This window comes from Dendronalium phyllosphericum CENA369, assembly GCF_016056275.1.
Lineage (GTDB): Bacteria > Cyanobacteriota > Cyanobacteriia > Cyanobacteriales > Nostocaceae > Dendronalium > Dendronalium phyllosphericum.
The window spans coordinates 1-25,985 of record NZ_JAECZA010000080.1 but is presented as its reverse complement, the minus strand read 5'-3'; the positions used below and the strand labels follow the sequence as shown (position 1 = coordinate 25,985).

Sequence of the window (25,985 nt, the reverse complement as noted above, 5' to 3'; positions counted from 1 at the left end):
AAAAATTCGGTTTATAATATTTGTGCTAATTTACTCTAACAGCTCTCTAAAAATTAGCTTAGAAAAAGTCACTCCTAGGAAAGCTAAAAGTTTCTAATTCTTCACCAGCACTCTGTAACTCTTAATTTTTAACTTCTAACTCCTAACTTTTTCTATTATACTCCGGTTATCCACTGGGGTTTGTTTATTGCTTCCATAGAAAATTAAAAAACCCCACCTGCTGGCGGGGTGAAATAAAGCTTAAAATTGTCAGATGAATTTTAATACTTTTCCAACGCTTTAGAAGGTAAAGGTTGTTCTGAGCGTACCGATAATCGCATCATCGTTGTCGTTGCTTTGACCAGGAGAGATCAAGTAGATAACGCCAGGGGTGATGGAAACGTTATCAGACACGCGATATTTATAGAAGCCTTCAATTTGGTAAGGGACATCGCCACCACCAAAACCTGGGCGGTTCAAAGCATAAGGTACAGCACCACCAAAGAATCCTAATACGTTTCCTTGTTTGCCAATATCAGCTAAGGCTATGCCAGCACCGTAAGACCAAGCTTCAAAATCATTACCCGCACCATCAAGTTTAACATCGTGGTAAGAGAAGAAGCCGCTAATTGAAATCTTGTCGCTAAATCTGAATGCCGCTGATGCGCCGTAAGAGTTGCTGGAAGCTGGAGCATCTAGAACGTTGGCTTGTCTAGTACCTACTACACCAAGTGGAGTCGTAACACCAGTATCTGCATCGAAGCTGGTTAGACCCAGACCCGAACCGAACAAAGCACTACCTGTGCCATTATAACCGTGGACATAGGTAGCAGCTAAAGCTACGCGATCGCCGACACTAAAGTTCAACTGACCGAGAGCACCATAGTCACCATTGAAAAGTCCCGTACTTACGCCAGGCTCGTTCGCTTCTGATGCTAAGTAACCTACAGTAATTGAACTTGGTTTCAGGATGCTGCCACCTTTACCAAAGGGTAAAGTTAGTGCTAAACCTGCACCGCCACCAATTCGGTAAATGGGGCTTTCAGAAGAAAAGGCAGATAAAGCACCATTACCACCGTCAGTTTTGTCAAAGAAGTAAGGGTTGTTGACAGCAGCATAATGACTATGCCGTCCTCCAGCCGCTGCAAGGTAAACTTGGGCTGGCCCTATGGGTACTTCATAGGTCAATTTGTCTATTTCAATGCTGTTATTACCAGTACTATCGACTTGAAAAGTTTGAAGGCCTTCAGAACTAGGGATAGTACCATTAGCAGCATCTCTGATATCAAACGGTGTTGCGTTACCAGCTGATAAGCGGGTAGTCAACACGTCTCTACCAGTGAAACTGGTTTGCAAACCTAAACGAACTCTGTCTTGGAAGACTGTATTGTTGGCATCACCTGTGTTATCGCCAAAAGCATCAGTAACTGCAAAAACAGCTTCACCAACTAATTTAGTGGTAGTGGAGAACTGATGTGCTTCCAATTCAGCAGTGCGCGCTTCTAATGAATCTACGCGACCGCGTAGGGTTGCTAGTTCTGCGGAAAATTCTTCTTGTAACCGCTGTAAAGTTGCTAAATCTTGTTTAGTTACTAAATCAGCTGTTGCTGTAGCAATCAATTCGTTAACCCGATCTAAACAAGCATTCAAACCAGCGGCAAATTCGTAACGGGTCAAAGCGCGGTTACCGCGATAAGTGCCATTCGGATACCCAGCAATACAACCATAACGCTCAACCAAAGATTGCAATGCTTGGAATGCCCAATCAGTTGGTTGTACGTCGGAGAACTGCGAAACCGATGTTACTTGGGATTGAGAGTTATTTTGTGTACCTTCGTTACTGTAGCGGTTGACTTGATCTAATACTTTAGTATCGTCAGCTGCTGGAGTTGCTTGAGCAAATATTTCTGGCGTTTTAACAACTTCTGTAGCCGCTGTTTTTTCAGCTACTGGTACTTCTGTAGTGGCATTTGGAGCGGCAATTGCTGTTGTCGAAACTAACAATGTTGCTCCCAAAACTGCTGGACTAAGCACTAGGGCTTTCCACAAAAGATTAGACATTTTTCCTTTTCTCCTCACACCTTGTATAAATAATTGTTTTCGCTGCACCTACTCTCAAAAAGGCGACATCTGACCGAAATCTTTTGATGAGGTATAGTTGCCACTACTACAATTTTAGTTTTTGCAAAGCTAATAATCGATTAACTTAATGTTAAAAATTGATGTGATTATCTTATGCAAAAACATACCTTTATAGCATATCATTATATAGCATTTAAAGCAGATGGCAACATCATAGCGATCGCCTAATTAACTGTCACATGTAATCACCTAATATATATAGACCACGGTTAAGGTTTCACATACTCATTAGTCTCTACTTGTTAAACTACTCAAACGCAGTTACTAGGACTTCACCCGGTAATATCCTTTAATCGATTTGGGAAATCAATTTTGCAACATCAAAATCCTTTTGTGTCAACCCACCTGCGTCATGAGTAGTAAGTGAAATTTTCACTTTGTTATAAGAAATTTCTATATCTGGATGATGTCCAACTGACTCAGCAGGTTTCACTAGTTTATTTACAAATTCAATTGCTGCAATAAAGTCTTTAAAAGTGCGGCTAGTCTGCAACTGAGAGCCTTCTATTTTCCAATCTGACAGACCACTTGCTTGTTCTTGAATTTCTGCATCAGTCAGTAGTTGAGCCATATTTAAACATCCTTTGAGAACAGGAACTGGAAACTGGGCAAAATGGATAACAGTTTAAAAAGGAAGAAGAACTTTTTTTATTCGTGTTCCCTTTTGGTTTGCTCAATCCCTAACTCTTGAATTAAAAGGGGTGTGAGATATAGGGGGAATTTCTTTTTTTCCTCCTTTTGTCTGCAAAGTTCGCTGGAGGGAAAGCACGCCAGTTTGCATAAGGGGTGTTTTCTGCCAAGCAACTGCCTCCCCTGCTCGTTTAGCTATTGGTTATTTTTTTATTTAGAAGTCCCTTATTGGGGCTGCCTCATTCAAAAGTTACCCATAAAAACTATCCGCTCTGATTTGGATCGGTCGATCTAAATCAGAGCGGTCTAGTTGGGTCTTCAGGTTGTAACCAGACTGCCGGAAGGAACTCCGATATTCAGCCTAGCTAATTGAGCTAACTCAGTATCTCAAAGATAACTAAGGCTAACTTTTAGAGAACAGCCCCGGCACACAGCCGGCTAACTACAACCTGATGACCCACGCGTTTACTACTTTCTATCATGGGCATCACCTCCTTATTGCCTAAGCGGTCTTAGTCTCAAAAGGGCAGAGCGTTTTGCTCTGGGTTTGTCACCTTGAACCAATATAACACAAATTATTTAGTATTTAGGGTTATTAACTAAAAATAGAAAATCCTCCGCATCTTGGCAGAGGATAACTGGAGAATAGTGAATGATGAATTAGCGATTCATCATGCCTCAGAGGGCTAGACTACAGGGTATTAACTTGTCCAGGTCATCAGCCTTAGAGAGCGTTACCGCGAGGTAGTACCTCTTCAGGGAATACAAATTGTTCGTGAGGCTGATCTTGAGGAGCCATCCAAGCGCGGATACCCTCGTTCAGCAAAATGTTTTTCGTATAGAAGGTTTCAAACTCTGGGTCTTCAGCCGCGCGCAATTCTTGAGACACAAAGTCATACGCGCGCAAGTTGAGAGCCAAACCGACAATTCCCACCGAAGCCATCCACAAGCCTGTGACTGGCACAAACAACATAAAGAAGTGCAGCCAGCGCTTGTTGGAGAAAGCAATCCCGAAAATCTGCGACCAGAAACGGTTTGCTGTCACCATGGAATAGGTTTCTTCCGACTGGGTGGGATTGAAAGCGCGGAAGGTGTTAGAACCTTCGCCGTCTTCAAACAAGGTATTTTCTACTGTCGCACCGTGAATCGCGCACAATAGCGCTCCACCCAATACCCCAGCAACACCCATCATGTGGAAGGGGTTGAGCGTCCAGTTGTGGAACCCTTGCAGGAATAGTAGGAATCTGAAGATCGCTGCTACCCCAAAGCTGGGTGCAAAGAACCAAGATGATTGTCCCAAGGGGTACATCAAAAAGACGCTGACGAATACCGCAATCGGTGCTGAAAATGCTAAGGCGTTGTATGGACGAATCCCTACTAGACGGGCAATTTCAAATTGCCGCAACATGAAGCCGATCAAACCAAAGGCTCCGTGTAGGGCTACGAATGTCCACAATCCACCCAATTGACACCAACGCGTAAAGTCGCCTTGGGCTTCTGGTCCCCACAGCAACAACAACGAGTGTCCCATGCTGTCCGCTGGTGATGATACTGCTACTGTTAAAAAGTTACAGCCTTCCAAGTAGGATGACGCTAACCCGTGGGTGTACCATGAGGTGACGAATGTTGTACCGGTTAGCCAACCGCCTAGTGCTAGGAAGGCGCAGGGGAATAATAATATCCCCGACCAACCTACGAATACGAAGCGATCGCGCTTCAACCAGTCGTCTAGAACGTCAAACCACCCTCTTCTACTGGGGGCGCGTCCAACTGCGATGGTCATCGAACTAAAATCCTCTTTTTACTAAAATTGCAACGTTTTGCGAGGAATTAACGTTTTTTTTGACATTCTCAGCCGCCTGAAAGCTGCTAAGATTCTGAGAATTTACTACCTAAATAAGCTAGTATTTCTCAGGGTTATGCCATTACACGTACCATTGGCCAGTAATCTAGCTTTTGGTATCTTAATGATTCTTAACTTATCACATTACTTCGGGTTTTTACCCGAACTACGGAAGTGAATCAGTCATTTAACACAAACCTATTAAATAATATGAATATCAGAAATTTTACAATCTGACACAACTTTCTCAGAAATCTTAAAACTCCAGTCTCTCAACTTGCAAGACATACTGCTCAAATGGCAGACTTGACAAAGGGAAGAACTCACAGGCCAAGGTAGTTCCATGACGGCATCAACAAAAATTAACAAAGACGATTCGCCTAATGGCGATAGATCCGCTTCACGCGTTCTGCATCAAAAAGTTATCGGTTCTCGTCGGTTCAGCAACTACTGGTGGGCAACTGTCGTGACATTGGGAGCCACAGGCTTTTTACTGGCTGCGATATCTAGTTACCTAAAAGTAAATTTACTCCTGGTTAGCGATCCCACACAACTGTTATTCGTACCTCAAGGATTGGTTATGGGGTTATATGGGCTTGCTGGCTTGCTTTTAGCTTTATACCTGTGGCTAGTAATTTTATGGGATGTAGGAGGCGGCTACAACGATTACAACTTAGAAACAGATAGTGTTAAAATCTTTCGTTGGGGATTTCCTGGCAAAAACCGTCGCATTGAGATTGACAGCCGCATACAAGATGTGCAATCTATTCGCGTAGATATTAAAGAAGGAGTAAATCCCCGCCGCGCACTTTACTTACGTATCAAAGGGCGGCGAGATATTCCTTTAACACGGGTAGGTCAACCATTTTCCTTAACAGAGTTAGAAACTCAAGGCGCAGAATTAGCCCGCTTTTTGCAAGTTCCTTTGGAAGGACTTTAAAGGATTGGGTACTAGGGATTGGGGATTAGGGACTGGGGACTGGGGACTGGGGACTAGCAAAAAGATTGTAGTCATAAATTCTTTCTATCCTTAATTCCCAATACCCAGTCCCCAATCCCCCTTGAAAGGATAAGATACTGTGGTTGAGTCAGTAACTGGCAATGCAGTTAAAAGTTTCAAAATTTTTGGTCGTGCTTCTGATAGTCGGTGCTTTGATGTTGGGAGGATGTTCGACACAGCAAGTCACTTCTAATTCTCCAACCTCTACAGCTGTCGAGACAAGCGCCACGACAACTACTGAAGCAACATCTGTATCTGAAACCACAAGTGAGAGTGTTCCAGGAATGAAAAATTTACCACAGCTCGAAGGTAAAGCTACAGTGGTGATGACGGTTAAAGGATCGCCGATTACTATCGAAGTAGACGGAACGAATGCTCCAATTACAGCAGGCAACTTCGTCGATTTAGTGCAAAAGGGTGTATACGATGGATTGGTATTCCATCGAGTTGTGCGCGATCCCCAACCGTTTGTAGCTCAAGGGGGCGATCCTCAAAGCAAAGACCCGAAAATTCCCGCAAGTAGACTGGGAACAGGGGGATATATCGATCCAAAAACAGGCAACGAACGTTACATACCCTTAGAAATTAAGCCAAAAGGGGAAGCAAGCCCGATTTATAGTAAGACATTCGAGGCAGCAGGAGTGACGAAACCGCCCCAGTTGCAACACAAACAGGGTGCAATAGCAATGGCGCGATCGCAACAACCCGATTCGGCTTCCTCGCAGTTTTACTTTGCCTTAGCCGATCTAGGCTTCCTAGATGGTAACTATGCCGTTTTTGGCTATGTCACCCAAGGCTTTGACGTAGTGAACAAAATTCAGCAAGGCGATCGCATTGATTCTGCTAAAGTCACTCAAGGTGCAGAAAACTTGAAAACTCCTGGTTAGATGAAAGCAGGGAAAGATGAGGGAGAATAAATACTAAATTATTTCGGGCGCAAGGCTTTGCGCCTTTTTCCTGACTTAACTATTTCTATAAAATCGCAAATTGGTTAAGGTTTTTGTTACTGGTATTGGTTTAATCTCCTGCTTAGGCGCAAATTTAGAGGATAGCTGGCAAAAATTAATTGCTGGTAAATCTGGAATTCAATGGCATCAGCCATTCCCAGAACTCGAACTGCTTCCTCTAGGTATGATTGGTCAAAAACCAGCTCAATTACAAACGTTGAGCAAGTCGGTTGTAGCTTCAGCGCTGCAAGATGCTGGCTTGCTTCCACCTTTACCTGATTGTGCTGTCATAATTGGTTCGAGTCGCAGTTATCAAGCATCTTGGGAAGTGCTGGCGCGACAAATGTATGGAGATGCAAACAAAGAGAGTGTTTCCGTCTTTTCTTTGGAGAATTGGTTAGATACTTTACCTCACATGAATGCGATCGCTGCTGCGCGACAAATTGGTGCATCTGGAATAGTTTTAGCACCAATGGCAGCTTGTGCTACGGGTATTTGGGCAATTGCTCAAGCCGCTTTGTTAATCCAAACTGGGCAATGTCAAAGAGCGATCGCTGGGGCTGTGGAAGCACCAATTACACCCCTAACAATAGCGGGATTTCAGCAGATGGGTGCTTTGGCAAAAACCGGGGCTTATCCCTTTGATTTGCACCGCGAAGGCTTAGTGTTAGGTGAAGGCGCGGCTGTATTTGTCTTGGAATCAGCAGAATTAGCTAGACAGCGACAAGTCAGAGTTTATGGTGAAGTTCTCGGTTTTGGCTTGACAACAGATGCTTATCATCCAAACCAGCCAGAACCAGAAGGGAAAAGCGCGATCGCGGCTATCAAGCAATGTCTCCAACGTAGTAACCTGAATTCAGCTGATATTGATTACATTCATGCTCATGGTACAGCTACGCAATTGAACGACCGGATCGAGAGCAAAGTGATACAAGAACTATTTCCCCATCAAGTAGCTGTTAGCTCTACTAAAGGTAGCTTAGGTCATACTCTAGGTGCATCGGGAGCTTTAGGTATAGCTTTTTCACTTCTGGCTTTACAGCAAAAAATTTTACCTCCTTGTGTAGGATTGCGTCAGCCAGAATTTGATTTGGATTTAGTGATGACTGCACGTTCAAGTGAAATTCAGCGGGTATTATGTTTCAGTTTTGGCTTTGGCGGTCAGAATGCTGTTGTCGCGTTGGCTAACTAATCCGCTCCTCTGCCCCTGATCTCCCTCGCATCTCATCACTACCAAAAGACACACAAGGGCTTTCAACTTCCTGTAGTGGTTGGAATGAACTACAGAAAGTGACAGTAAAACAATTAATTTCTAATTCTTCCGGGTGAATGCACTCTATGGCTTCTTCTACCTTGACATGAAAAGCACAGTCGTTGCAGATAGTTTGACATGGTAATGGTTGCCAATACTCCTGACTCGACTCTTGTCGGTAGTCGATTGATGACATAAGTCAAAATCCCAATCAGTTATTGAAAGCATTAAAAATAAATTTAGCGATCGCATTTCTATTTTCAGAATTGATGCTTCGCCAACATAACTTTTATATTGTGCGTCTTTCGTAAAATACTTTGACTAACCGTGTTCTTTTCTTGACATAATTTTACCAATTACATTGGTAATTTTTTGGTAGTCTTGGTATTATTTTACCAAGGTCAATTTTACGCAAAAATTCTTTCTAAGTACGGTTTTTCATGAAAAGAAGACAATTTATTGCCTCTATTGGTATAGCACTGGCTAGCTTAATACTAGCAATTAGCTTGCCGTTGTTTAATCCCCATCCGGTAGTAGCAGCAGATACAAACTTGCTTGTGTCTGCCGCTGCCAGTATGAAAGATGTGATGGAAACAATTAAACCTCTTTACCAACAAAGTAAACCCAATATCAATATTAACTACAACTTTGGGGCTTCTGGTGCATTGTTACAACAGATTCAGCAGGGTGCACCAGTGGATGTTTTCATCTCTGCTGGGAAAAAGCAGATGGATGTTTTAGAGCAGCAAGGGCAGCTAGTTCCAGGTACTCGCGGTATTCTGGCAAAAAACCGTCTAGTCTTAATAGTGCCTAAAAATGTTGTTGGCATTGGCAGCCTATACAATCTCAGAGACTCCAAAATTAAGAAAATTGCTATTGGCGAACCGAGAAGCGTACCTGCTGGGCAATATGCTGAACAAGTATTACAGAAATTAAAAATTTACGAGCAGATTAAACCTAAGTTTGTCTACTCTAATAACGTGCGTCAAGTTTTAGCAGCAGTAGAAAGTGGCAATGCCGATGCAGGTTTAGTTTATCTAACCGATGCTAAAATTTCTGACAAAGTAAAAGTTGTAGTGGCTGCTGATGAGAAATATCACTCTCCAATTGTCTATCCCATCGCAGCGCTTAAGAGCAGTAAGAATGTTCAAGCTGGTAAAGAATTTATTCAGTTTTTATCTAGCGAACAAGTTAAAAACGTTCTGACAAAATACGGGTTTATTTTACCTTAAGAATCAGCTATAAGTCCTTAGCTGTCTGAATTACGAGTTGCAATTAAACTCCCAAATGCATCAGGGTGAAGGCTCATCTATTCGTTGTTGATAACCAACTTATAAAAAAGTTGGTAGCTAGTGAATTAAGAAAATCTCTTTGTGATGTTGCCAATTAATAATAAACGAATCTTTGCTTTTTTGAGTTGGGTTTGCCTCTCATTGTTACTGGTCGTTGGCTGCAATCAAACAACCACACCTAACTTATCGTCAACTGCTAGTCCAGCATCTCAGTCTGCAACTTTGACTATATCAGCTGCTGCCAGTCTCAAAGATGCAATGGAAGCGATAAAACCCTTGTATGCCAAAGAAAATTCAAACGTTAAACTAACCTACAATTTTGGTTCTTCGGGTGCGTTACAACAACAAATCGAACAAGGTGCAGGAGTTGATATTTTCATTTCTGCCGCTACTAAACAAGTGGATGCGTTACAGAAAAAAGGGCTTTTGCTAGATGGTACGCGCAAAGACTTACTCAAAAATCAGATAGTATTAATTGCACCTCAAAATTCCACAGTTGTAGCTGACTTCAAAGACTTAACCAAGCCCAGTGTGAAGAAAATTGCTTTGGGCGAACCTAAAAGCGTTCCCGCCGGACAATATGCCCAGCAAGTTTTGACTTCATCAAAAATATTTGGCCAAATTAAGAGCAAAGCTGTCTACGCTAAAGATGTTCGCCAAGCCCTAAACTATGTGGAATCAGGCAATGCTGATGCTGGAATTGTTTACCTTTCAGACGCAAAAAGCACACCGAAAGTAAAAATTGTGGCAACTGCACCTGAAAATACTCATTCTCCCGTTGTCTATCCGATCGCAATTCTTAAAAGCACTAAAAATGTTGATGCTGCTAAGAATTTTGTGCAATTTTTATCTGGAAATCAAGCCAAAACAGTGTTTGAAAAGCAGGGATTTACAGTTACTGGCAGCTAAGTAGAGAGCAGGGGGAGCAGGGGGAGCAGGGGGAGAAAAATGACAACTGACAACTGACAACTGACCACTGACAATGCCACAAGATTTATCTCCGCTTTGGATATCACTTAAGACTTCATTGTTGGCTACATTTATTACCTTTTTTATTGGTATTGCCGCTGCTTATTGGATGTTGGGATATCGCGGTAAAGGCAAGTCTTTAATTGAAGGTTTATTTGTAGCTCCTCTAATTTTACCGCCAACAGTTGTTGGTTTTATATTACTAGTCTTTTTTGGCAAAAATGGTCCTGCTGGGAAACTAATGCAGGCTTTTGACTTCAGCATTGTTTTCACGTGGTATGGTGCTGCGATCGCAGCTACAGTAGTTTCCTTCCCCTTAATGTATAAAACAGCGCTGGGAGCTTTTGAGCAAATTGACCAAAATCTGCTGCGGGTAGCCAGAACCCTTAGCGCTACTGAATCAACAATCTTTTGGCGCATCAGTTTACCTCTAGCGCTTCCAGGCATTTTGGCTGCAACAACCCTAGCTTTTGCTCGTGCCTTGGGTGAATTCGGTGCTACCTTGATGCTTGCTGGTAACATACCCGGACAAACCCAGACAATTCCGATGGCGATTTATTTCGCGGTAGAAGCTGGAGCAATGGATGAAGCTTGGTTCTGGGCGATCGCTATTATGGTAATTTCTCTATCTGGTATTATTGCAGTTAACCTCTGGCAAGAGTTGAGGGAGAAGAGGGGAGCAGGGGAGCAGGGGGGCAGTGGCTCCTTAGCACTCAGCACTCAGCACTCAGCACTCAGCACTCAGCACCCTGCACTCAGCACTCAGCACTCAACCTCTGAGTCGGGGTTGTTGGTAGATATTGAAAAAATACTTCCTGGCTTTCATTTAAAAGTTGCATTTGCAGCAAACGATCGGCCTTTAGGATTGTTGGGGGGTTCTGGCGCTGGTAAAAGTATGATTTTGCGGTGTATTGCTGGCATAGAAACACCAACTAAAGGTCGCATTGTTTTGAATGGACGAGTATTATTTGATTCGCAACAGGGGATTAACATTCCTAGCCGCGATCGCCGCATCGGTCTTTTGGTACAAAACTACGCTTTATTTCCAAACATGACTGTGACCCAAAATGTTGCTTTCGGTTTGCCTAAAGGATTATCGAAATTAGCTACTAAGCAGCAGGTAGCAGCCCAACTAATAGCAGTACAGTTAGAAGGATTAGGCGATCGCTATCCCCATCAACTGTCTGGCGGTCAACAGCAGCGAGTAGCATTGGCGAGAGCTTTGGCTAGTCAACCAGAAGTGCTGTTGTTAGATGAACCATTTTCCGCCCTGGATACCCACTTACGCAGTCAACTAGAACAGCAAATGGTAACAACGCTAGCCTCTTACCAAGGTATCACTCTGTTTGTCACGCACAATATGGAAGAGGCTTACCGAGTTTGCACTAATCTATTAGTGATGGAACAAGGAAAGGCGATTCAGCATGGTTCCAAAAATGATATTTTTGAGCGTCCTGCTACTGTGAGCGTTGCCCAATTAACAGGTTGTAAGAACTTTTCGGATGCTGTCATCAAAACATCTCAAGAGGTGGAGGCTGTTGACTGGGGTTGTAGGTTGCGAGTTATTCAACCCATTCCCGACCAATTATCTTCTTTAGGAATTCGCGCCCATCAGCTAATCTTTACTAACGACTCATCCCAAGACAATACCTTTCCCTGTTGGTTAGTAAAAACTAGCGAAACACCCCACCGAATGACGCTGTTTCTCAAACTGCATTCCGCTCATAGCAATTCTAATGATTATCATCTGCAAGCAGAAGTGTTCAAGGAAAAATGGGCAACTATGAAAGACCAACCTTTGCCGTGGTACGTTCGTCTAGACCCTTTGCGATTGATTTTAATGGAACGTGAGTTTAATGAGTAGTATTGGCTATGCCTTTCAATATAGTCATATATGAGTATGATTGACCGTTCTTATCTCAGCAATTAGATGCTTGGAAACAGATTTAGCTGAATGTTTTAATATTATTGAATAATTTGCAATTAAATCTCAGCTTATTCTTAACAAACCAGCTAAAGATTTTTTTGCAAATTAATAATTTTTAGTTCAGAGATAATTGAGATGGAAAATACACTAATTGATAAAACCTTCCGTGACAGCAATGGCAATATTGTTATAGCTCAGATGCCCAATCCACCGCTTATTGTTTGGATAGTAACTAGTTTACTATCTCTAATTATTACAAATGGCACAATCAATACAGTGTTAGATGTAGTGGCAGATGGTTCTTTGTTTACTTGGGCGTGGCTAGAATTATTTGAAGGCGTTAATTATTTTCGCAGAGCGCTAGGTATTGCCGTGTTAATTGGTATTATCCTATTAAAAATTCAGTAGCGATCGCAAACTAAAGAATTAAGCAAATTACTAGGACTTACGCAGCGATCCGAAAAATTAAGGGTTTAGACAAGGGGCATAGGAGTGTGAGGTTGTAAGTGAGTAAAACTCTGCACCATTACCCCCTTACATCCAGTCTCAATAAACAACCTTTGCGCGTAAGTCCTATTTTAGTTACAGAGCGTCAAACTGCATCAAAGACTTGCTAGAAAATCATTCATCTATTCATTTGATTTAACATCTGTTCTACTTTCAATTCCTACTTGTTCTAAAGCAGGTTCTTTGGGCGTAAACTCATCAATAAGTGTAATTATCACTGCGGCCGCAGGCACTGCAAGCAGCACGCCAATAAATCCGAATAGCTTACCCATTACCAGAAACGTTACAATCACCATCACTGGATGAATATTAACTTGCTGACCCATCACCAAAGGCTGAACAATATGGGCATCTATTTGATTCATTACTAAGAAAAGTATTAGCACAAATACTAGCTTAAGCGGTGAAATACTCAATGCTACTAATGCTGGTAAAAAAGTTCCAATAATCGAACCAAAGTAAGGAATTATTTCAAATATACCTGCAATAATTCCAAATGGCAGGGCTGAGGGAATCCCTAAAATTAAAAGTCCAAACGTTGCTCCAGCTCCCAGAAATATCATCGCTATTCCTGTGCCAAAAATCCAACCCCGCAATCTTGTTTCGCAAGCTTTAAGGATGCGTTTAAACCGCTGATGATGTCGCCTTGGTACTAATCTCAAAATCCCTTTTACTAAAGAATTAGGATCGTAAGCCATGTAAAGCGCTAAAATTAATGTCGCTAACAATTCCAAAGTTAAGCTAAAAGCTTGACCCAAGAAGACAGGTACTCCGCTGAGTAATTCGTTGGTCAAATTCCGTAATTGTATTAGTGCTTGAGAGATGTCAGGAATAAAAGTAAATCTCTGACGCAGTTGCCCAACATCTCCTGTTAATCTATTTAGATAAGTTGGTAATGTAGCTAGTAACTTTTGAGATTCAAATGTCACGCTTGGTACGACTATAGTAGCTAATACCACAATAAATCCAACGATTAATCCAATTAATAACAGAACAGCAATATCTTGTGATTTGACTAACTTTTGCAACAACCTTAACAGCGTTCGCAAAATTAAAGCAATTAATGCTGCAACTGCTAAAAGTTCTAAGACTGGTAAAAGTTGGTATAAGATGTATAGTACAGCAGCCACTATTACTGCCAATGGCGCACCACGAGTCAACTGCGACCATCCATTATCTGCATTATCAGGATTCGCCATTACAATAACTTATTCTTCTATTAACCATTCTTGAAAATTGGGCGTGAGGGACGGCGCGGAATTTTCTCTTTTGGAGTAGCTCCGCTCTTTTACCACAAATCTAGTTTTTATCTTTTGTTTGAGCCTATATCGACTAGATAATAATTCCCTAAAAATAACTTTTTTAGTCAAAATACAGTTAAATTTAAGGTTGATGTATTTGATTTAACTAACTGATTTGAAATTCATCAATGTGTCAAAGGGTTATTTAGACATCACGTGTCTTAAAAAAATTATAAATAGCAAGGGCAATGGCTAAAAGTAACACTGCATGAATTAAATTTCCAGCAATATGAAGTGTTAGTCCTAATGCCCAAAAAGCAACCAGTACAACAACAATACCCCAAAGTATGCTTAACATATATTTATTCCGAGTCAAGTGAGTTTTAACTTGTTCAGATATTTTACTCCCTAGCTTTGCTTTAATTCTATTTGTCGTAAGAAAGGTTTAGAATTCTAAGTCATCTTTCTTAAGAAAGAAAATCAATTAAAAATTAGGAGCTTGGACAATTGACTTTTCGTAGTTTCCTAGATTGCAGCCTATTCATCTCACTGGCTTCGCTTTGGTTTTGCTCTTGTTGCTGGTGCGTTTCCTTTGAAGACTGACGTTAATAAAATAAACAGTTAATTAACGAAGTTGCCTTTGTTTAATAAACGCTTTGCCAAGCTTTCACCGTCCCTTTGCCAATTTTGCTATCTACAGTTTGACCTCCTTCCAACAGCAATCTGATATCTAAATTTTTATCTGGAGCATTTTTTAAAGCAGTGGCTAACTCCTTACTGACAGCAAATGTGCCGTCTGACCCATCTAACTTAAAAACCTGTTGCCCAACTTTGATTAAGAGTTTAGTGACTTTCCTGGTAGTGACAAACTTAAGATAATCGGGTCTAGGATACACAACTCCGGCGGTGTAAAAAAAAGATTCAGCTCGAGCGGAATTTATTGTTACGAGTACTCGAATACTCGAACGAGTCCACAAACTGATAATTTGTTTAGAACCCTCATGGTATAAAGAACTACCTAAAGTGTTGCGATCGAAGACACCGACAAATTCTCCTTCAAAAGGGTCAATGATTTTGACAGGTTTTGACCAAGGCACATCCATATCTGGTGACAACCCTGCTGATTTAACCACTGGCAAATTGTTTGATGCTTGGGCAATACTAACTATTTCTGGAACGGAAAAAGCTGCACGCAGATGCGGAGAGTGGACAGTTAAGCCAGTTGCGAAAATCAGCACTGGAATTGTCTGTAGTGAGTTCATCATGAGTCAAGAGTATAATTTTCAAAGACAATACTTAGATGGTCTTTAACAGTTATCCTCTGCAAAATTTTTTCCCCAAAGCTTTGGTAATTGGGTGGAACCTAGTCAATGCTATTGGGCGATCGCAATACTGTTGAGTTCATTATACCTTTCTCTTTGGCCTGACATTTGGCAGCGATCGCCAGCAAACATCTAGATACATAGTTCAACTGGCGATCGCTACTAATAAATTATGTTTGAGCGTTACTGACAATTTGATTCCAGTTATCAACCACTTCTCGTAAATTCTGTGGCAAGTTATTTTGCGAAATATCGTTGTACTGAACTGTAGCCTCTTGGCTAGTAAGAGTATAGGTGATGTAATCAGCAGCACCACTGGGAGCGGGGTAACTCTGATTTTGGTATTCGCTAAATTCCAAGCGTTCTAGTAATTGCTCAAACTGTCTTACTTGTTGAGTAGAAATACGGCGGACGCTGCGATCGGAATCATTAGCATCGCCAATTCGCACGCGAATTAAACGCCCATCATTGAGTAATACTGTTTCATAGGTTCTAGGAAACAAACCTCCGCTAGAAATTTGCCGAAACACTACACCTCGATCCAATGGAGGTGGTAATTCACTAGCTGGAATTGGTACAGCCTCACCTGTATTACCGTTAGAAACTTGACTGTTGCTAATCTGATTCCAGGCTTTGACGACTTTTTGTAAATTTTGTGGCAGGTTATTTTGCAAAAAATCGTTGTATTGAACTGTACCTTCTCGACTAGTAAGAGTATAAGTAATGTAATCAGCCGCACCACTGGGGGCAGGGTAATTCAAATTTTTGTATTCACCAAATCTATAGCGTTCTAGCAATTGCTGAAATTTTTGTACTTCTTGTCTAGAAATACGGCGGACGCTGCGTTCTGAATCATTGGCATCGCCAATTCGCACGCGAATCAAACTTCCGTCATTAAGTAAAACAGTTTCGTAAGTTCTGCCAGCAAAGCCACCACTAGAGATTTGCCGAAAAACCACACCTCGATCCAAAGGAGGCGGTAACTCGCTGGCGGAAATTTGTATAGGTTCTGTACTATTATTAGCAGTTGGACTATCGCCTGCTCTATCATTTAGCTTGATTACAGAACCTGTTTGGTTGCTATGGTAAACCAAGGTTTGGTTTGCTGCGCCGATAACTACCCGCCAACCTGGTGTCAAAGCAGCGATACATGATTCATTTATATTTCCCAATTCTAAACAGCCATCTCTCCAAGTCTGCTGTTGAGCTTGAATAACTGTTAACCGAGAAATTGGCAGTTGTAAACGTCTCGATGCTGCTTGCAAAATACGATTTTTTACCAACGCTGGTAATCGGTCGGGTAAATTGTCTGAGGAAGTGTTTGGCAAAGCTAAACGTAAAGAACGCCCGTTATTGTTGGTGTGATAAATCCAATTTTGTCTATTATTAGAGACCACAACCAGCCACCCAGGAACTAATGCTTGGGTACAGAGTTCATCTGGCTGAGGTAATTCCAAGCAACCATCACGCCAAGTTTGTTGACTATAATTAATAATTTTTAGTTGGCTGGTAAAAATCCCCAGTCTTTGGGCTAAATCTCGCAGCACTGCGTTAGCTACTGGACGTGGCAAGCGGTTTAATTTAATGTTTTGTTTAAGAACTTCATTTGTAGTATCTGGTAAAAGGTTGGTAGAAGCGGCTGTAGCGTTTTTGATAAAAGTTAATCCACTACTAATAGACAAAATGCCAGTCAAAATTAAAGCAGTAACAATTCGGACATGGTTGGTGGTAGGATAATTTTTCAGCATAATGTGGTAAAATATCGGCATTAAGTAATTTAGTCAAAATTTATAATGACTAAAAAAGAATATCTAGCAATTAGAAACAAAAGATAAAGTAATCCCAAAACTAAAGTAATCGGGACTGATTATTGTCTTTCTTCTGAGGCAGATGTGAAGATAGACGCAAATGTAACTATTGTTTGTTCCTTGTAATTCACGTTGTCTTCACAAGGTAAAACAGCGCGGTGTAAGTAAGTCAACAACAAAAATTCAGTGTAGATGAAGAAATATAAACTGAATGTAATATTATGCGGTAGGCTAACACACTTTGAATTGTTGGCTTGCATTGCGCGGGCGACAATGCATCCAACATTGAAATTTCTTAACTTAGTACCAAATAATAAAGTGTTGAAGAGTGTTGAAGGCAGTTGCTTGTTAGGATAAAAACTAATGGTACTTTATCCGCAATCCCAGCTTATTATGGATGTTGCTTGATTTTTTAGTCTTAAAACTAGACAAGCAAGCTTCGAGATAAGGACAGTTCTCACACTGTAAGTTTTTCCCTGGATTATTGCATCCACAGGGAAGATTGACGAAACATTCAGAAGGATCTCTAGGAGAAGAATATTTTTTAAATATCAATTGTAAAGTAGCTTCTTCCAGACATAAAATAAAATCTTGCATCATAATATTGATAATCCAACTATGTTTTATATCCGCAAATTCTTGATTAAATAATAAATCTAATTTTTAAGCTACAGACCACCGATTCCATGCAGAAATTCGATCTTCTACCACGTATTCTCTCTTTTGAGAGTTGGCAGACTCAGCTACTAAAACTTTTAAGGTAACTATAGATACACTATTATTTATTTGGTGTCCGTAACCAACTACTTTCCCTAGATGTCCGGTTTTTTGATTTAGCACATAATCACCAATGGCAAACATAATCGCGCTGACATCTTTTGAGGATTTACTAAGGATTCATACATTTTCTATAGACTGATATTTGAAAACTTCGTACCTACAGCATGTTTTACTCCTGACTGAAGGCATAACTTAAGTTCGTTTAGCTTACTCCCTTGGCGAGAAGGAGAGCGCTATGATTCGTGCTAAGTCTACATAAGTTTCAATCAGGAGTTAGGATTAATTTTCTTTCTCCTTCTGTCTTTTCTACTTCGGTATCAGGCAACTTCTTTGTTCAGTCGCCCATCTTCCATACAAATGATTCGATCTGCAACATCTAAAATTCGGTTATCGTGAGTAACTATTAAAATGGCGCAATTTTGTTCCTTAGCCAGTTGCTGCATCAGGCTGACGACATCTCGTCCTGATTTACTGTCTAAGGCAGCAGTAGGTTCATCAGCTAAAACTAATTTGGGATGACTGACTAAAGCACGAGCGATCGCTACTCGTTGCTTTTGCCCTCCTGAGAGATCGGACGGGTAGTAATTAACTTTATTTTCTAACTTCACAGCATGAAGCATTGCTTCTGCTTGCCTGTGAGCTTCCCATTTGGAAATATCTTTGTGTAATTCTAGCGACATTTGGACATTCTGTCGGGCTGTTAAGAAATCTAGTAAGTTGTGAGCTTGAAAGATATACCCAATGTGGCGACGTACTCGTACTAATTGCTCGTTGGTAGCTCCACGAAGTTCTCGATTGAGAAATTTCAGGCTTCCCTCTTGGACAGAACGCAACCCACCAATCAAAGTTAATAAGGTTGTTTTTCCTGAACCTGAAGGCCCAGTCATGATCGTAATTTCTCCAGAGTTGATTGTCAGATTAATATCAAACAAAATTTGGCTACGTAATGTTTTTTTACCAAAATATTGATTGAGGTTTTTTATGTTAACAACATAATTTGATTCCATGATGTCAGAATAATATTTTTACTAGTTTAAAAAATATCTGCTGGATCTATTTTACGCAATTTATTTATTGATAAAAATCCAGAAACCAAGCACATTGATATAGCTGAAACTAATACTAAAGTTGCCTTTTCTACGCTCATTGCAACTGGTAACTGAGTAACATTTTTGGCTGCATCATACAAACCTATAGATATAGCAAAACCTGGTATATAACCCAGAGTTCCTAAAATTAAAGCTTGTTGAAAAACTACAATCAATAAGTATTTATTTTTAAATCCCATTGCTTTGAGAGTTGCATATTCAGCTAAGTGAGTAGAGATATTGCTATAAAGAATTTGATAAATTACAACTACACCAACCACAAATGCCATCAATACCATCAAGTAAAACATAAAACCAATAGGTGTTCTAAGAGTCCAATAATCTTTTTCTAATGTAATAAAATGCTGGCGGGTGACAACTCTCACATCGGGAGGTAACTTGGCTGATAAATTTGCTAAAACTTGTTGAGGATTGGCATCCGGTTTGAGTTTAATTATGCCTATATCTATATTTTGTACGGGGCGATCGGGGAATATTGCCAAGAAGGTTGAGGTACTAACAATTAAATTTCCATCTACTCCAAAGGAAGGGCCTAAGCTAAATAAACCACCAACTTTAACTTTATAGCCAACGAATGCCAGATAGCCGAATATTTCAACTTTCACAGATTTGCCTTGCTCGAAGTCTTTAGCTATTGGCCCAAATTCTTGTCTAGAAGCACGGTCAAATAAAACCATGTTAGGAATCTGTAATATTTTGAAATTTTCTTGAACCTCTGGAATTTTGAAAATTGATTTTACTGGGTCGAAACCAATTACATACATCGGAAACTTTAAACCATTAATTGGATTCTTCAGTTTGGCAAACTGCATATATAAGGAACTGACTGATTCTACACCCTCAAAACCTAGTGCTTGATATAAACGCCAGCGAGAAAAGCTTTGATTAGAAGTTAAAGATTTATATTGGGTGCTAATTATAAATAAATCTCCTTGGATGTTATTATGCAGTTTTGTAGCACTAACATAGAGGGCATCTTGGAAACCAATTTGCATAAATATGAGAATGGCGATAAAAGCAATTCCAGCCACAGCTACAAGAAAACGAGATTTTTGACGCGATAATTGTAGCCAAGCTAGAGGTATATTGAGAATCATCTAAAAACCTCATGTGAGACAGATTAATGTCAAAATAATTAAATGGCGATCGCTTGCTATTACTAGTTGACTGTCAAGAATTTAATAGAGTTAATAAAACTAAATTTGAAAGCTTATATATCAATTAATACCTGTACCTGTAAATCAGTCAGAGTAGCAACTTGTTGATTATCTGCTCGGTTATCGATTCGGATTTTTACATCAATTACTTTGTTATCTGTGTCTGCTTGTATATTGTTATTGAAGATATTTTGTTTGCCAACTTGCAAACCAATATCTATAACTGTCCCTCGTAATATCCCTGAAAAAGCATCACTAGTAATAGTGGCAGATTGTCCTAAATGCACTTTTTTAATGTCAGTTTCATAAACTTCTGCAACTACGTACATCTGCTGTGTGCGACCTAAGTCAGCTATTCCCATATTGCCAATAATTTCTCCAGGCCAAGTATAAATTTTTAGGATTTGACCATTGAGAGGCGATCGCACAGAACTTAAACTCAGGTCTACTTGAGCTTGTTTAACTGATGCTTTTGCACTTTCAACACTAGTTTGTGCTGCCTGCACATCAGTAGGACGAACTTCAGCAATACTCTTGAGCTTGGCTATAGCTTCTTTTAACTGCTTCTGAATAGTTTCTACAGTGCGGTTTAAAGAAGCTCTAGCTTCATTGAGCTGCTGTCGAATAGTTTCGACTCGCAAACGTTTAGTATCTAAATCAGAAGCTGAAATTGCACCATTGTTGTATAACTGTTGATATCGCTGATTTTCGCTGTTAGCATTACGCAACTCTGCCTCTAACCGAGCAATAGTTGCTTGTTGTGCAGCGCTTTCTCCCCGCATCTCAGCTTCTAGACGAGCAATTGTGGCATTTTGTGCAGAGATGTCTCCAGTTTTTGCCCCTACTTTGACTTGGTTAAGACTAGCTTGAGCAACCAATACTTGCTTTTGAGCTTTTTCTAAAGCTGCAAGGCGAGGGTAGTAATTGTCAAGAATTGCTACTACTTGCCCCTGACGCACCCAGTCTCCTTTTTTTACCAAGAGTTGTGCAACTCGAACACTCCCTTGGGAATCAGAAGCAGACAAACGGATAACTTCTCCTTGAGGTTCTAAACGTCCTAACGCAGCAACAGCTGTCATGGTGGGAGAACTATTAGAGATAGTTGAAGTCTGCAATCTAGAACTCGCATGAAATCTTGAAAAGCTGTAGAGAGAAACTGCACCAGTCACTACAGCAGTAGCTGTTGCCAAAATTATTGACCACAAACCTAAAGGTTTTGTCAATGACTGTCTTTGTTTATTTACCATAATTATCTTTTCTAAGTTAGCGATATCTTTCAATTCGCTGAGTAAGTAGTGAGGAGACTTCTTGCCAAAGTAGGGAAAATGGTAAAGAAAAAGGGTAAAAAGAATTAAACAAATATTTTCTCCTTTCCCTTTACCTTTTTAAAATGCTCGATAGCGCAGCAGTAGCGAGTCCTGTCGGATGATGGAACTATCAAAACAGTATCCGTCAATCCGTTCGTAGAATTAGCTTTCAGTAGAGAGGTATTTAGTGTTTGATGTATTCAACAAGAAGTATGTTTATTTGTTTAACACTACCTCTTTTTTCTTTTTCATGATTGCTAGATATTCATTACGAGTTCCATCTACTCGGTAGTGATCGCAAATTTGACATAGTTTCAAAATATCCAATCGACTGAACACTTTTTGATGTTCAATTCCGTTATCATTTCTCCACCGCCAAAAAGTTGTCCGATCAATACGGCGATGACTCTCAGGCCATCTTCGTCGGGATAAAAAATCGACCAGTTCTTCTTCATAAAACGAGTAGCCTTTTGGCAACTTAAGAAGTTCTTCTCTTAACTCAGTTAGCGGTATGAGTGGATCTAGCTCAGATAGTCTCATGCCAGCAAGCCCTTATAGTTTTGTGTCAATCTGAATTATGCAGAACGCTTTATGCAGCACGGTGTCATCGCATTAAGTTGCATTGCCCTACTGTACGGTTCAAAGTGGATGGAATGATGAGGTCTAAGGTGGATTTATATTGTATTGACTCTACCTCTGTATTTCCACTTTTCACTTATTGAGCAATATCTAATTAGATTATTTAATGACATAGAATAAACTAATTGATACTCAATTGCAACCCATATGCAACAAATTTAATAATAAAATTTAGTGAACTTAATAATATAAATAATCAAGTGTACTTGTACTATTTTAACAGCTTAATACAGTATTATGTCCGCCCAATTATTCATATTATTAAAATCATTAAATCGGATATCAAATATTGAAACTATTACATTTATTCATTCCAAAGGCATAGTTACCAGTGGCTATTTTTACATTAAAATAAATTTTACTTTCTTGAAATAAAATTTAAAAAATATCAACTATTTGATAGATACATGGTTATTGCTAAATAAATCAACTTAGCATAAATGTCAAAAATAGTTAGTAACATAAAGAAATACTTATTAATTTTCATTATATATTTTTATCAATTTATCAAGCTATTTGAATAAGTTTGACTAGTTACATGAAAACTTAGTTTTATGATAAAGATATATATTTTCAGCAAATACTAAACTATAAGTTATGCAATTTATATGCAACTTTGGTAATGAAATTTTGCTATGTGAGATATTAATAAAGAAGAGTTTTAACAGCTATGTAAGTGATAGCGATCGCCCTCTAAATACATGGGAAATAATGAAACTACAGCGATTCATGCTTTCATTGCCAAGCTTTGATAATCAGCGGCTGATTTTTCATGCAGCTCGCCAGACTCTTCGTAAAGCTGAGATGGCCCGCCTTGCAGTGCATGAGTGGCTCAATTATCATGATTTTGAGCTAGAAGAATGGAAAAACAAAACAGCCTCCGAGCTTGGAATAAGTATTAGCGAGCTTGAACAGAAGCTATTAGCTGCTGCTCAACGTCAGTTGAAAGATAAAGAATAAAGCCTCAAGTTAATACTTGAATTGCATTTAAGTTGCATATTATTTGCCATATATAAGTAGTCAGACTAATATAAGTGCAAATGGCAATTTGATAACATTATTTAAGATGGAACAATGAAAATTAAAGATTTTTATCAAAGTAGAGATTTCTCATTATTTCATAGTTCAGCATTTCAAGGAGTTACTAGAATTTTAAATATTAGTCTTAAAAAAATTACTGTTGAATGTATATGGCAAGAACTCACAGCCCAGCAACAAGGACAGTTTCCCATAAGATGGTACAATCCTTATACATTGGTTAAGTCATTTACATCAGAAAGTTTGTTTGCTCGTACAGCTAGGACAATCAGAACAATTCGCTATTCCACCATATGATGAACCTTTTTATGTTTCTTGTGAAATCAAACAAAAAACAAAAAGTAGTGTAATTGAGAATTGCATCACCCACAATCGACAAGGAAAAATGTACTCAAGGGTCTAGGGAGCTAAGGCAATTGTTTTATCTATGCAATTATTAAAGCTTAAGTAATACCAAATCTGCAAAAGTTAACTATTTAGAAGTTTGCGCTCAATTATTCTTCTACGTTTAATTACTAGTACATTACAGCGGAAATAAAGCCACAATTTAAAACAATCAAAATCTTGTAATATAAGCGTTAGTTCTTTTTAATTTTAATTTCAAGAGTATCAAGTCCAAATATCAACGCAGAAATAGTTGCATGTCAGCTCGAAATTGTAGTATTTGTATGCGGCGATCGCACTACTAAAATTAATCAATTTATCGGCTTGCGTGCAGTTGAGATTGTCATAGTACAGCAAATGAGGGTTTAGAGACTGCAACAAAACAGCGCTCGCATTGCCGAAAAGTTAGATGCTAAGGTAATTTTTAGTAGCGTCACCGAGCCAACTATTGCTCTGTGGAGTGTGCGTAAGTCTTAACTCAGTTAACCATATCTTAAAAAAAAATTGTATTATTTTTTACTTTTTAAATACAAAAATACGGTTCTAATTTGTTAAGTTTATTATGCAATTGAATAGCTATGACAGAATATTTACGGTTATAATAACCAAGTGTTCGGGATACATTAATAACAATAAAGACTACATGTAGAGTTCCTAATTTGATTAACTTAGTTAAAAAAACTTGAAGGATAATGGATTTACATACCTTTTGAAGTCTGGTGGTAGCCTAGATTGAAAATTTCCTTCACATACAATGTTTCAATGAAAACTTTTACAGCTAATTAGGTTTTTATGACAGAATTTTTACATAATTTTTTTTTACTAGCCAGTTTGTTCCTCATGGACATTGCTACCTTTGGAAGCCAGAGTTGGTGGGGTTGCATGTCATCTCAGATTTGCTAATTACACTGGCCTATTATTCCATTCCAGTGATGCTAGTCTATTTTGTCCGTAAACGACCAGATGTGCCTTTAGACTGGATTTTCCTGATGTTTGGTACATTTATCATTGCCTGCGGCACAACTCATATCATGGATGTGTGGACGCTTTGGCATCCTACCTATTGGCTATCGGGATTAATTAAAGCCATTACCGCCTTTGTCTCTATATATACAGCTTTAGAGTTAGTGTCATTAATTCCTCAAGCACTTGTTCTGCCTAGTCCTGCTCAACTAGAGGAAGCTAACAACCAACTAGCAAAAGAAGTTGCTGAACGTAAAAGAACTGAAGAGGTGCTAAGAGAAAGCGAACAACGCTGGCATTTAGCTTTGCGCGGAAATAATGATGGTATTTGGGACTGGAATGTTAAAACTAATGAAGTTTTCTTTTCCGCTCGCTGGAAGGAAATGCTTGGATATGAAGAGTATGAGATTTCCAATACTTTAGATGAAAGGGTGACGCGAGTGCATCCAAACGATATTGAATGCGTGACAAAAGCAGTTCGAGAGCACTTTGCGAAAATCACACCGTTTTACATTAACGAGCATCGAGTTTTATGTAAAGACGGCACATACAAATGGATTTTGGATCGGGGTTAAGCGCTATGGGATAAAAATGATATTACTGAGCGTAAGCAAACAGAGGAAGCTTTAAGTAACTTACTCGACCAATTAGAAAATATAGTTGAAGAACGAACAGCAGAGCTAACAAAAATAAATGAATCGCTACAAACAGAAATCTCCGAACGACAAGCAGCATTACGCGAACGCAATCAGTCAGAGGAGCAGCTACAAGCATCCCTTTTAGAAAAAGAAGTACTTTTAAAAGAAGTCTACCATCGCGTTAAAAACAATTTACAAGTTATTTCTAGTCTGCTCAGTCTGCAATCTGAATATATTAAAGATAAACAAGATATAGAAATATTTCAACAAAGCCAACAACGCATTGCATCAATGGCTTTGATTCATGAAAAAATGTATCAATGCTGCACCTATTAAAGATGACAAAGATAATATTACAGGTGTCGTCTTAATATTTCGGGATATTACCGAACACAAAAAAGTAATTGAGGCTCGTAAAAAGCAAATTGAGCAAGAGCAATTGATAGCACAATTATAAGAACTTAATCAACTGAAAAATGATTTTTTAAATTTAGTTTCCCATGAATTGCGATCGCCTCTCAGTAACATGAAGGTCATGATACAAATGTTACAATTACCTACCACACCTGAAGAAACTCAGCGTTATCTAAAACTGATGGAAGCCGAGTGCGATCGCGAAATGGAACTCATCAACGATTTATTAGATTTACAACGACTGCAAACTTCACCATCTGTTTCCCTGACCTCCGATGCAGTCCTGTTACAAGAGTGGTTACCTTGGACGATCGAGCCGTTTCTAGTCCGCATTCAAGAACGTCAGCAAATTCTAAAGCTTAATTTACCTTCAGATTTACCAACGTTATTCTCAAACAGCAATAGCTTAGAACGAATCTTGATAGAATTGCTCAATAATAGACCTCTTGCAAAAGTCCTAGATGCGTGAGACAAGTAGGATAGAGTTGGGTAGCATCTATGACCTACGAACAGGTAAAGAGTCTGAAATCAGAAGACTTTAAACGCTTGTGTGGTGTACGTCCAGATACTTTTAACGAGATGTTAGAGGTAGTGCGATCGCTTCATCGAACAAAACAGAAAACAGGGCGACCGGGTAAATTAAGCTTAGAAGACCAATTGTTGATGACATTAGAATATTGGAGAGAATACCGAACAT

General features: G+C 39.5%; 27 protein-coding genes. 14 read left to right on the top strand and 13 right to left on the bottom strand.

The features are described from left to right. Positions 1-279 precede the first annotated feature (279 nt). From I8752_RS16635 to psbD, 3 genes are all read right to left on the bottom strand, one after another. Entirely contained in the window at positions 280-2,040 is a 1,761-nt protein-coding gene (locus tag I8752_RS16635) for an iron uptake porin (RefSeq protein ID WP_214433420.1), read from the bottom strand. 370 nt (positions 2,041-2,410) lie between these two features. After that, positions 2,411-2,692, bottom strand: a complete 282-nt coding sequence (locus I8752_RS16630) for a 4a-hydroxytetrahydrobiopterin dehydratase (RefSeq protein ID WP_214433419.1) — start codon at positions 2,690-2,692, stop codon at positions 2,411-2,413. A 783-nt stretch (positions 2,693-3,475) separates the two neighbouring features. Further along, positions 3,476-4,534, bottom strand: a complete 1,059-nt coding sequence (gene psbD / locus I8752_RS16625; RefSeq protein WP_214433418.1) for a photosystem II D2 protein (photosystem q(a) protein) — start codon at positions 4,532-4,534, stop codon at positions 3,476-3,478. Positions 4,535-4,937: 403 nt separating this feature from the next. On the opposite strand from psbD, the gene I8752_RS16620 reads away from it, so the two are divergent. From I8752_RS16620 to I8752_RS16610, 3 genes are all read left to right on the top strand, one after another. Beyond that, entirely contained in the window at positions 4,938-5,534 is a 597-nt protein-coding gene (locus I8752_RS16620; RefSeq protein ID WP_214433417.1) for a photosystem I assembly protein Ycf4, read from the top strand. Between the two features lie 161 nt (positions 5,535-5,695). Then, complete coding sequence (locus I8752_RS16615) at positions 5,696-6,481, top strand: peptidylprolyl isomerase (protein ID WP_214433416.1); 786 nt, start codon at positions 5,696-5,698, stop codon at positions 6,479-6,481. A gap of 100 nt (positions 6,482-6,581) precedes the next feature. Beyond that, complete coding sequence (locus I8752_RS16610) at positions 6,582-7,733, top strand: beta-ketoacyl-ACP synthase (RefSeq protein ID WP_214433415.1); 1,152 nt, start codon at positions 6,582-6,584, stop codon at positions 7,731-7,733. Here the strand turns inward: I8752_RS16610 and I8752_RS16605 are convergent. After that, positions 7,726-7,989 (bottom strand): hypothetical protein, encoded by a 264-nt coding sequence (locus I8752_RS16605; protein WP_214433414.1) that lies wholly within the window; start codon positions 7,987-7,989, stop codon positions 7,726-7,728. The genes I8752_RS16610 and I8752_RS16605 overlap by 8 nt on opposite strands. 244 nt (positions 7,990-8,233) lie before the next feature. Between I8752_RS16605 and modA (I8752_RS16600) the strand changes: the two genes are divergently transcribed. The 4 genes from modA (I8752_RS16600) to I8752_RS16585 all read left to right on the top strand — a co-directional run bounded on the left by modA (I8752_RS16600) (position 8,234) and on the right by I8752_RS16585 (position 12,389). After that, positions 8,234-9,025: a molybdate ABC transporter substrate-binding protein gene (gene modA / locus I8752_RS16600; RefSeq protein WP_214433413.1), complete on the top strand. Its 792-nt coding sequence runs from the start codon at positions 8,234-8,236 to the stop codon at positions 9,023-9,025. A 144-nt stretch (positions 9,026-9,169) separates the two neighbouring features. Next, positions 9,170-9,994, top strand: a complete 825-nt coding sequence (modA, locus tag I8752_RS16595) for a molybdate ABC transporter substrate-binding protein (protein WP_214433527.1) — start codon at positions 9,170-9,172, stop codon at positions 9,992-9,994. A 73-nt stretch (positions 9,995-10,067) separates the two neighbouring features. Continuing rightward, positions 10,068-11,918, top strand: coding sequence for a molybdate ABC transporter permease subunit (modB, locus tag I8752_RS16590; RefSeq protein WP_214433412.1), 1,851 nt, complete (start codon positions 10,068-10,070; stop codon positions 11,916-11,918). A gap of 198 nt (positions 11,919-12,116) precedes the next feature. Next, the gene (locus tag I8752_RS16585) at positions 12,117-12,389 is read left to right on the top strand and encodes a hypothetical protein (RefSeq protein ID WP_214433411.1); all 273 of its coding nucleotides are present in this window, start codon (positions 12,117-12,119) and stop codon (positions 12,387-12,389) included. A 221-nt stretch (positions 12,390-12,610) separates the two neighbouring features. On the opposite strand, the gene I8752_RS16580 is transcribed toward I8752_RS16585, so the two are convergent. The 9 genes from I8752_RS16580 to I8752_RS16540 all read right to left on the bottom strand — a co-directional run bounded on the left by I8752_RS16580 (position 12,611) and on the right by I8752_RS16540 (position 21,752). Next, the gene (locus I8752_RS16580; protein ID WP_214433410.1) at positions 12,611-13,687 is read right to left on the bottom strand and encodes an AI-2E family transporter; all 1,077 of its coding nucleotides are present in this window, start codon (positions 13,685-13,687) and stop codon (positions 12,611-12,613) included. Positions 13,688-13,934: 247 nt separating this feature from the next. Continuing rightward, on the bottom strand, positions 13,935-14,087 hold the full coding sequence (locus I8752_RS16575) for a lmo0937 family membrane protein (RefSeq protein ID WP_214433409.1): 153 nt from the start codon (positions 14,085-14,087) through the stop codon (positions 13,935-13,937). Between the two features lie 286 nt (positions 14,088-14,373). After that, positions 14,374-14,994 (bottom strand): hypothetical protein, encoded by a 621-nt coding sequence (locus I8752_RS16570; RefSeq protein WP_225895707.1) that lies wholly within the window; start codon positions 14,992-14,994, stop codon positions 14,374-14,376. Positions 14,995-15,221: 227 nt separating this feature from the next. Then, on the bottom strand, positions 15,222-16,820 hold the full coding sequence (locus I8752_RS16565) for a hypothetical protein (RefSeq protein WP_225895706.1): 1,599 nt from the start codon (positions 16,818-16,820) through the stop codon (positions 15,222-15,224). A 702-nt stretch (positions 16,821-17,522) separates the two neighbouring features. Next, complete coding sequence (locus tag I8752_RS16560) at positions 17,523-17,720, bottom strand: hypothetical protein (RefSeq protein WP_214433408.1); 198 nt, start codon at positions 17,718-17,720, stop codon at positions 17,523-17,525. A gap of 236 nt (positions 17,721-17,956) precedes the next feature. Then, positions 17,957-18,646: a DevA family ABC transporter ATP-binding protein gene (locus tag I8752_RS16555; RefSeq protein ID WP_214433407.1), complete on the bottom strand. Its 690-nt coding sequence runs from the start codon at positions 18,644-18,646 to the stop codon at positions 17,957-17,959. Between the two features lie 26 nt (positions 18,647-18,672). Continuing rightward, on the bottom strand, positions 18,673-19,845 hold the full coding sequence (devC, locus tag I8752_RS16550) for an ABC transporter permease DevC (RefSeq protein ID WP_214433406.1): 1,173 nt from the start codon (positions 19,843-19,845) through the stop codon (positions 18,673-18,675). 113 nt (positions 19,846-19,958) lie between these two features. Further along, on the bottom strand, positions 19,959-21,152 hold the full coding sequence (locus I8752_RS16545) for an ABC exporter membrane fusion protein (protein WP_214433405.1): 1,194 nt from the start codon (positions 21,150-21,152) through the stop codon (positions 19,959-19,961). 276 nt (positions 21,153-21,428) lie between these two features. Beyond that, entirely contained in the window at positions 21,429-21,752 is a 324-nt protein-coding gene (locus I8752_RS16540; RefSeq protein ID WP_214433404.1) for a hypothetical protein, read from the bottom strand. A gap of 828 nt (positions 21,753-22,580) precedes the next feature. Here I8752_RS16540 and I8752_RS16535 point away from each other — a divergent pair. From I8752_RS16535 to I8752_RS16510, 7 genes are all read left to right on the top strand, one after another. Next, on the top strand, positions 22,581-22,811 hold the full coding sequence (locus I8752_RS16535; RefSeq protein WP_214433524.1) for a hypothetical protein: 231 nt from the start codon (positions 22,581-22,583) through the stop codon (positions 22,809-22,811). 114 nt (positions 22,812-22,925) lie between these two features. Further along, on the top strand, positions 22,926-23,186 hold the full coding sequence (locus I8752_RS16530) for a hypothetical protein (protein ID WP_214433403.1): 261 nt from the start codon (positions 22,926-22,928) through the stop codon (positions 23,184-23,186). Positions 23,187-24,145: 959 nt separating this feature from the next. Beyond that, complete coding sequence (locus tag I8752_RS16525) at positions 24,146-24,811, top strand: PAS domain-containing protein (protein WP_339381860.1); 666 nt, start codon at positions 24,146-24,148, stop codon at positions 24,809-24,811. A gap of 21 nt (positions 24,812-24,832) precedes the next feature. Next, positions 24,833-25,210: a sensor histidine kinase gene (locus I8752_RS38405; protein WP_214433523.1), complete on the top strand. Its 378-nt coding sequence runs from the start codon at positions 24,833-24,835 to the stop codon at positions 25,208-25,210. Further along, positions 25,179-25,331, top strand: coding sequence for a PAS domain-containing protein (locus I8752_RS37365; protein WP_225895704.1), 153 nt, complete (start codon positions 25,179-25,181; stop codon positions 25,329-25,331). Before I8752_RS38405 ends, I8752_RS37365 begins: the two co-directional genes overlap by 32 nt. A gap of 69 nt (positions 25,332-25,400) precedes the next feature. Beyond that, a complete protein-coding gene (locus tag I8752_RS16515; RefSeq protein WP_263985313.1) occupies positions 25,401-25,757 on the top strand; it encodes a histidine kinase dimerization/phospho-acceptor domain-containing protein in 357 nt (118 codons plus the stop codon). Between the two features lie 29 nt (positions 25,758-25,786). Then, on the top strand, positions 25,787-25,985 hold a 199-nt coding region (locus I8752_RS16510; protein WP_214433401.1), incomplete at its 3' end, for a transposase family protein.

Excerpts from the sequence above, each read along its gene's own strand:
- I8752_RS16540 (WP_214433404.1), bottom strand. The coding sequence starts at position 21,752 with ATGAGACTATCTGAGCTAGATCCACTCATACCGCTAACTGAGTTAAGA.
- I8752_RS16605 (WP_214433414.1), bottom strand. The coding sequence starts at position 7,989 with ATGTCATCAATCGACTACCGACAAGAGTCGAGTCAGGAGTATTGGCAA.
- modB (WP_214433412.1), top strand. The coding sequence starts at position 10,068 with ATGCCACAAGATTTATCTCCGCTTTGGATATCACTTAAGACTTCATTG.
- I8752_RS16515 (WP_263985313.1), top strand. The coding sequence starts at position 25,401 with ATGAAGGTCATGATACAAATGTTACAATTACCTACCACACCTGAAGAA.
- I8752_RS16620 (WP_214433417.1), top strand. The coding sequence starts at position 4,938 with ATGACGGCATCAACAAAAATTAACAAAGACGATTCGCCTAATGGCGAT.
- I8752_RS37365 (WP_225895704.1), top strand. The coding sequence starts at position 25,179 with ATGAAAAAATGTATCAATGCTGCACCTATTAAAGATGACAAAGATAAT.
- I8752_RS16530 (WP_214433403.1), top strand. The coding sequence starts at position 22,926 with ATGAAAATTAAAGATTTTTATCAAAGTAGAGATTTCTCATTATTTCAT.
- I8752_RS16560 (WP_214433408.1), bottom strand. The coding sequence starts at position 17,720 with ATGTTTGCCATTGGTGATTATGTGCTAAATCAAAAAACCGGACATCTA.
- I8752_RS16575 (WP_214433409.1), bottom strand. The coding sequence starts at position 14,087 with ATGTTAAGCATACTTTGGGGTATTGTTGTTGTACTGGTTGCTTTTTGG.
- I8752_RS16545 (WP_214433405.1), bottom strand. The coding sequence starts at position 21,152 with ATGGTAAATAAACAAAGACAGTCATTGACAAAACCTTTAGGTTTGTGG.
- I8752_RS16615 (WP_214433416.1), top strand. The coding sequence starts at position 5,696 with ATGCAGTTAAAAGTTTCAAAATTTTTGGTCGTGCTTCTGATAGTCGGT.
- modA (WP_214433413.1), top strand. The coding sequence starts at position 8,234 with ATGAAAAGAAGACAATTTATTGCCTCTATTGGTATAGCACTGGCTAGC.
- I8752_RS16635 (WP_214433420.1), bottom strand. The coding sequence starts at position 2,040 with ATGTCTAATCTTTTGTGGAAAGCCCTAGTGCTTAGTCCAGCAGTTTTG.
- I8752_RS16570 (WP_225895707.1), bottom strand. The coding sequence starts at position 14,994 with ATGATGAACTCACTACAGACAATTCCAGTGCTGATTTTCGCAACTGGC.
- psbD (WP_214433418.1), bottom strand. The coding sequence starts at position 4,534 with ATGACCATCGCAGTTGGACGCGCCCCCAGTAGAAGAGGGTGGTTTGAC.
- I8752_RS16630 (WP_214433419.1), bottom strand. The coding sequence starts at position 2,692 with ATGGCTCAACTACTGACTGATGCAGAAATTCAAGAACAAGCAAGTGGT.
- devC (WP_214433406.1), bottom strand. The coding sequence starts at position 19,845 with ATGATTCTCAATATACCTCTAGCTTGGCTACAATTATCGCGTCAAAAA.
- modA (WP_214433527.1), top strand. The coding sequence starts at position 9,170 with ATGTTGCCAATTAATAATAAACGAATCTTTGCTTTTTTGAGTTGGGTT.
- I8752_RS16585 (WP_214433411.1), top strand. The coding sequence starts at position 12,117 with ATGGAAAATACACTAATTGATAAAACCTTCCGTGACAGCAATGGCAAT.
- I8752_RS16565 (WP_225895706.1), bottom strand. The coding sequence starts at position 16,820 with ATGCCGATATTTTACCACATTATGCTGAAAAATTATCCTACCACCAAC.
- I8752_RS16580 (WP_214433410.1), bottom strand. The coding sequence starts at position 13,687 with ATGGCGAATCCTGATAATGCAGATAATGGATGGTCGCAGTTGACTCGT.
- I8752_RS16555 (WP_214433407.1), bottom strand. The coding sequence starts at position 18,646 with ATGGAATCAAATTATGTTGTTAACATAAAAAACCTCAATCAATATTTT.
- I8752_RS16535 (WP_214433524.1), top strand. The coding sequence starts at position 22,581 with ATGCTTTCATTGCCAAGCTTTGATAATCAGCGGCTGATTTTTCATGCA.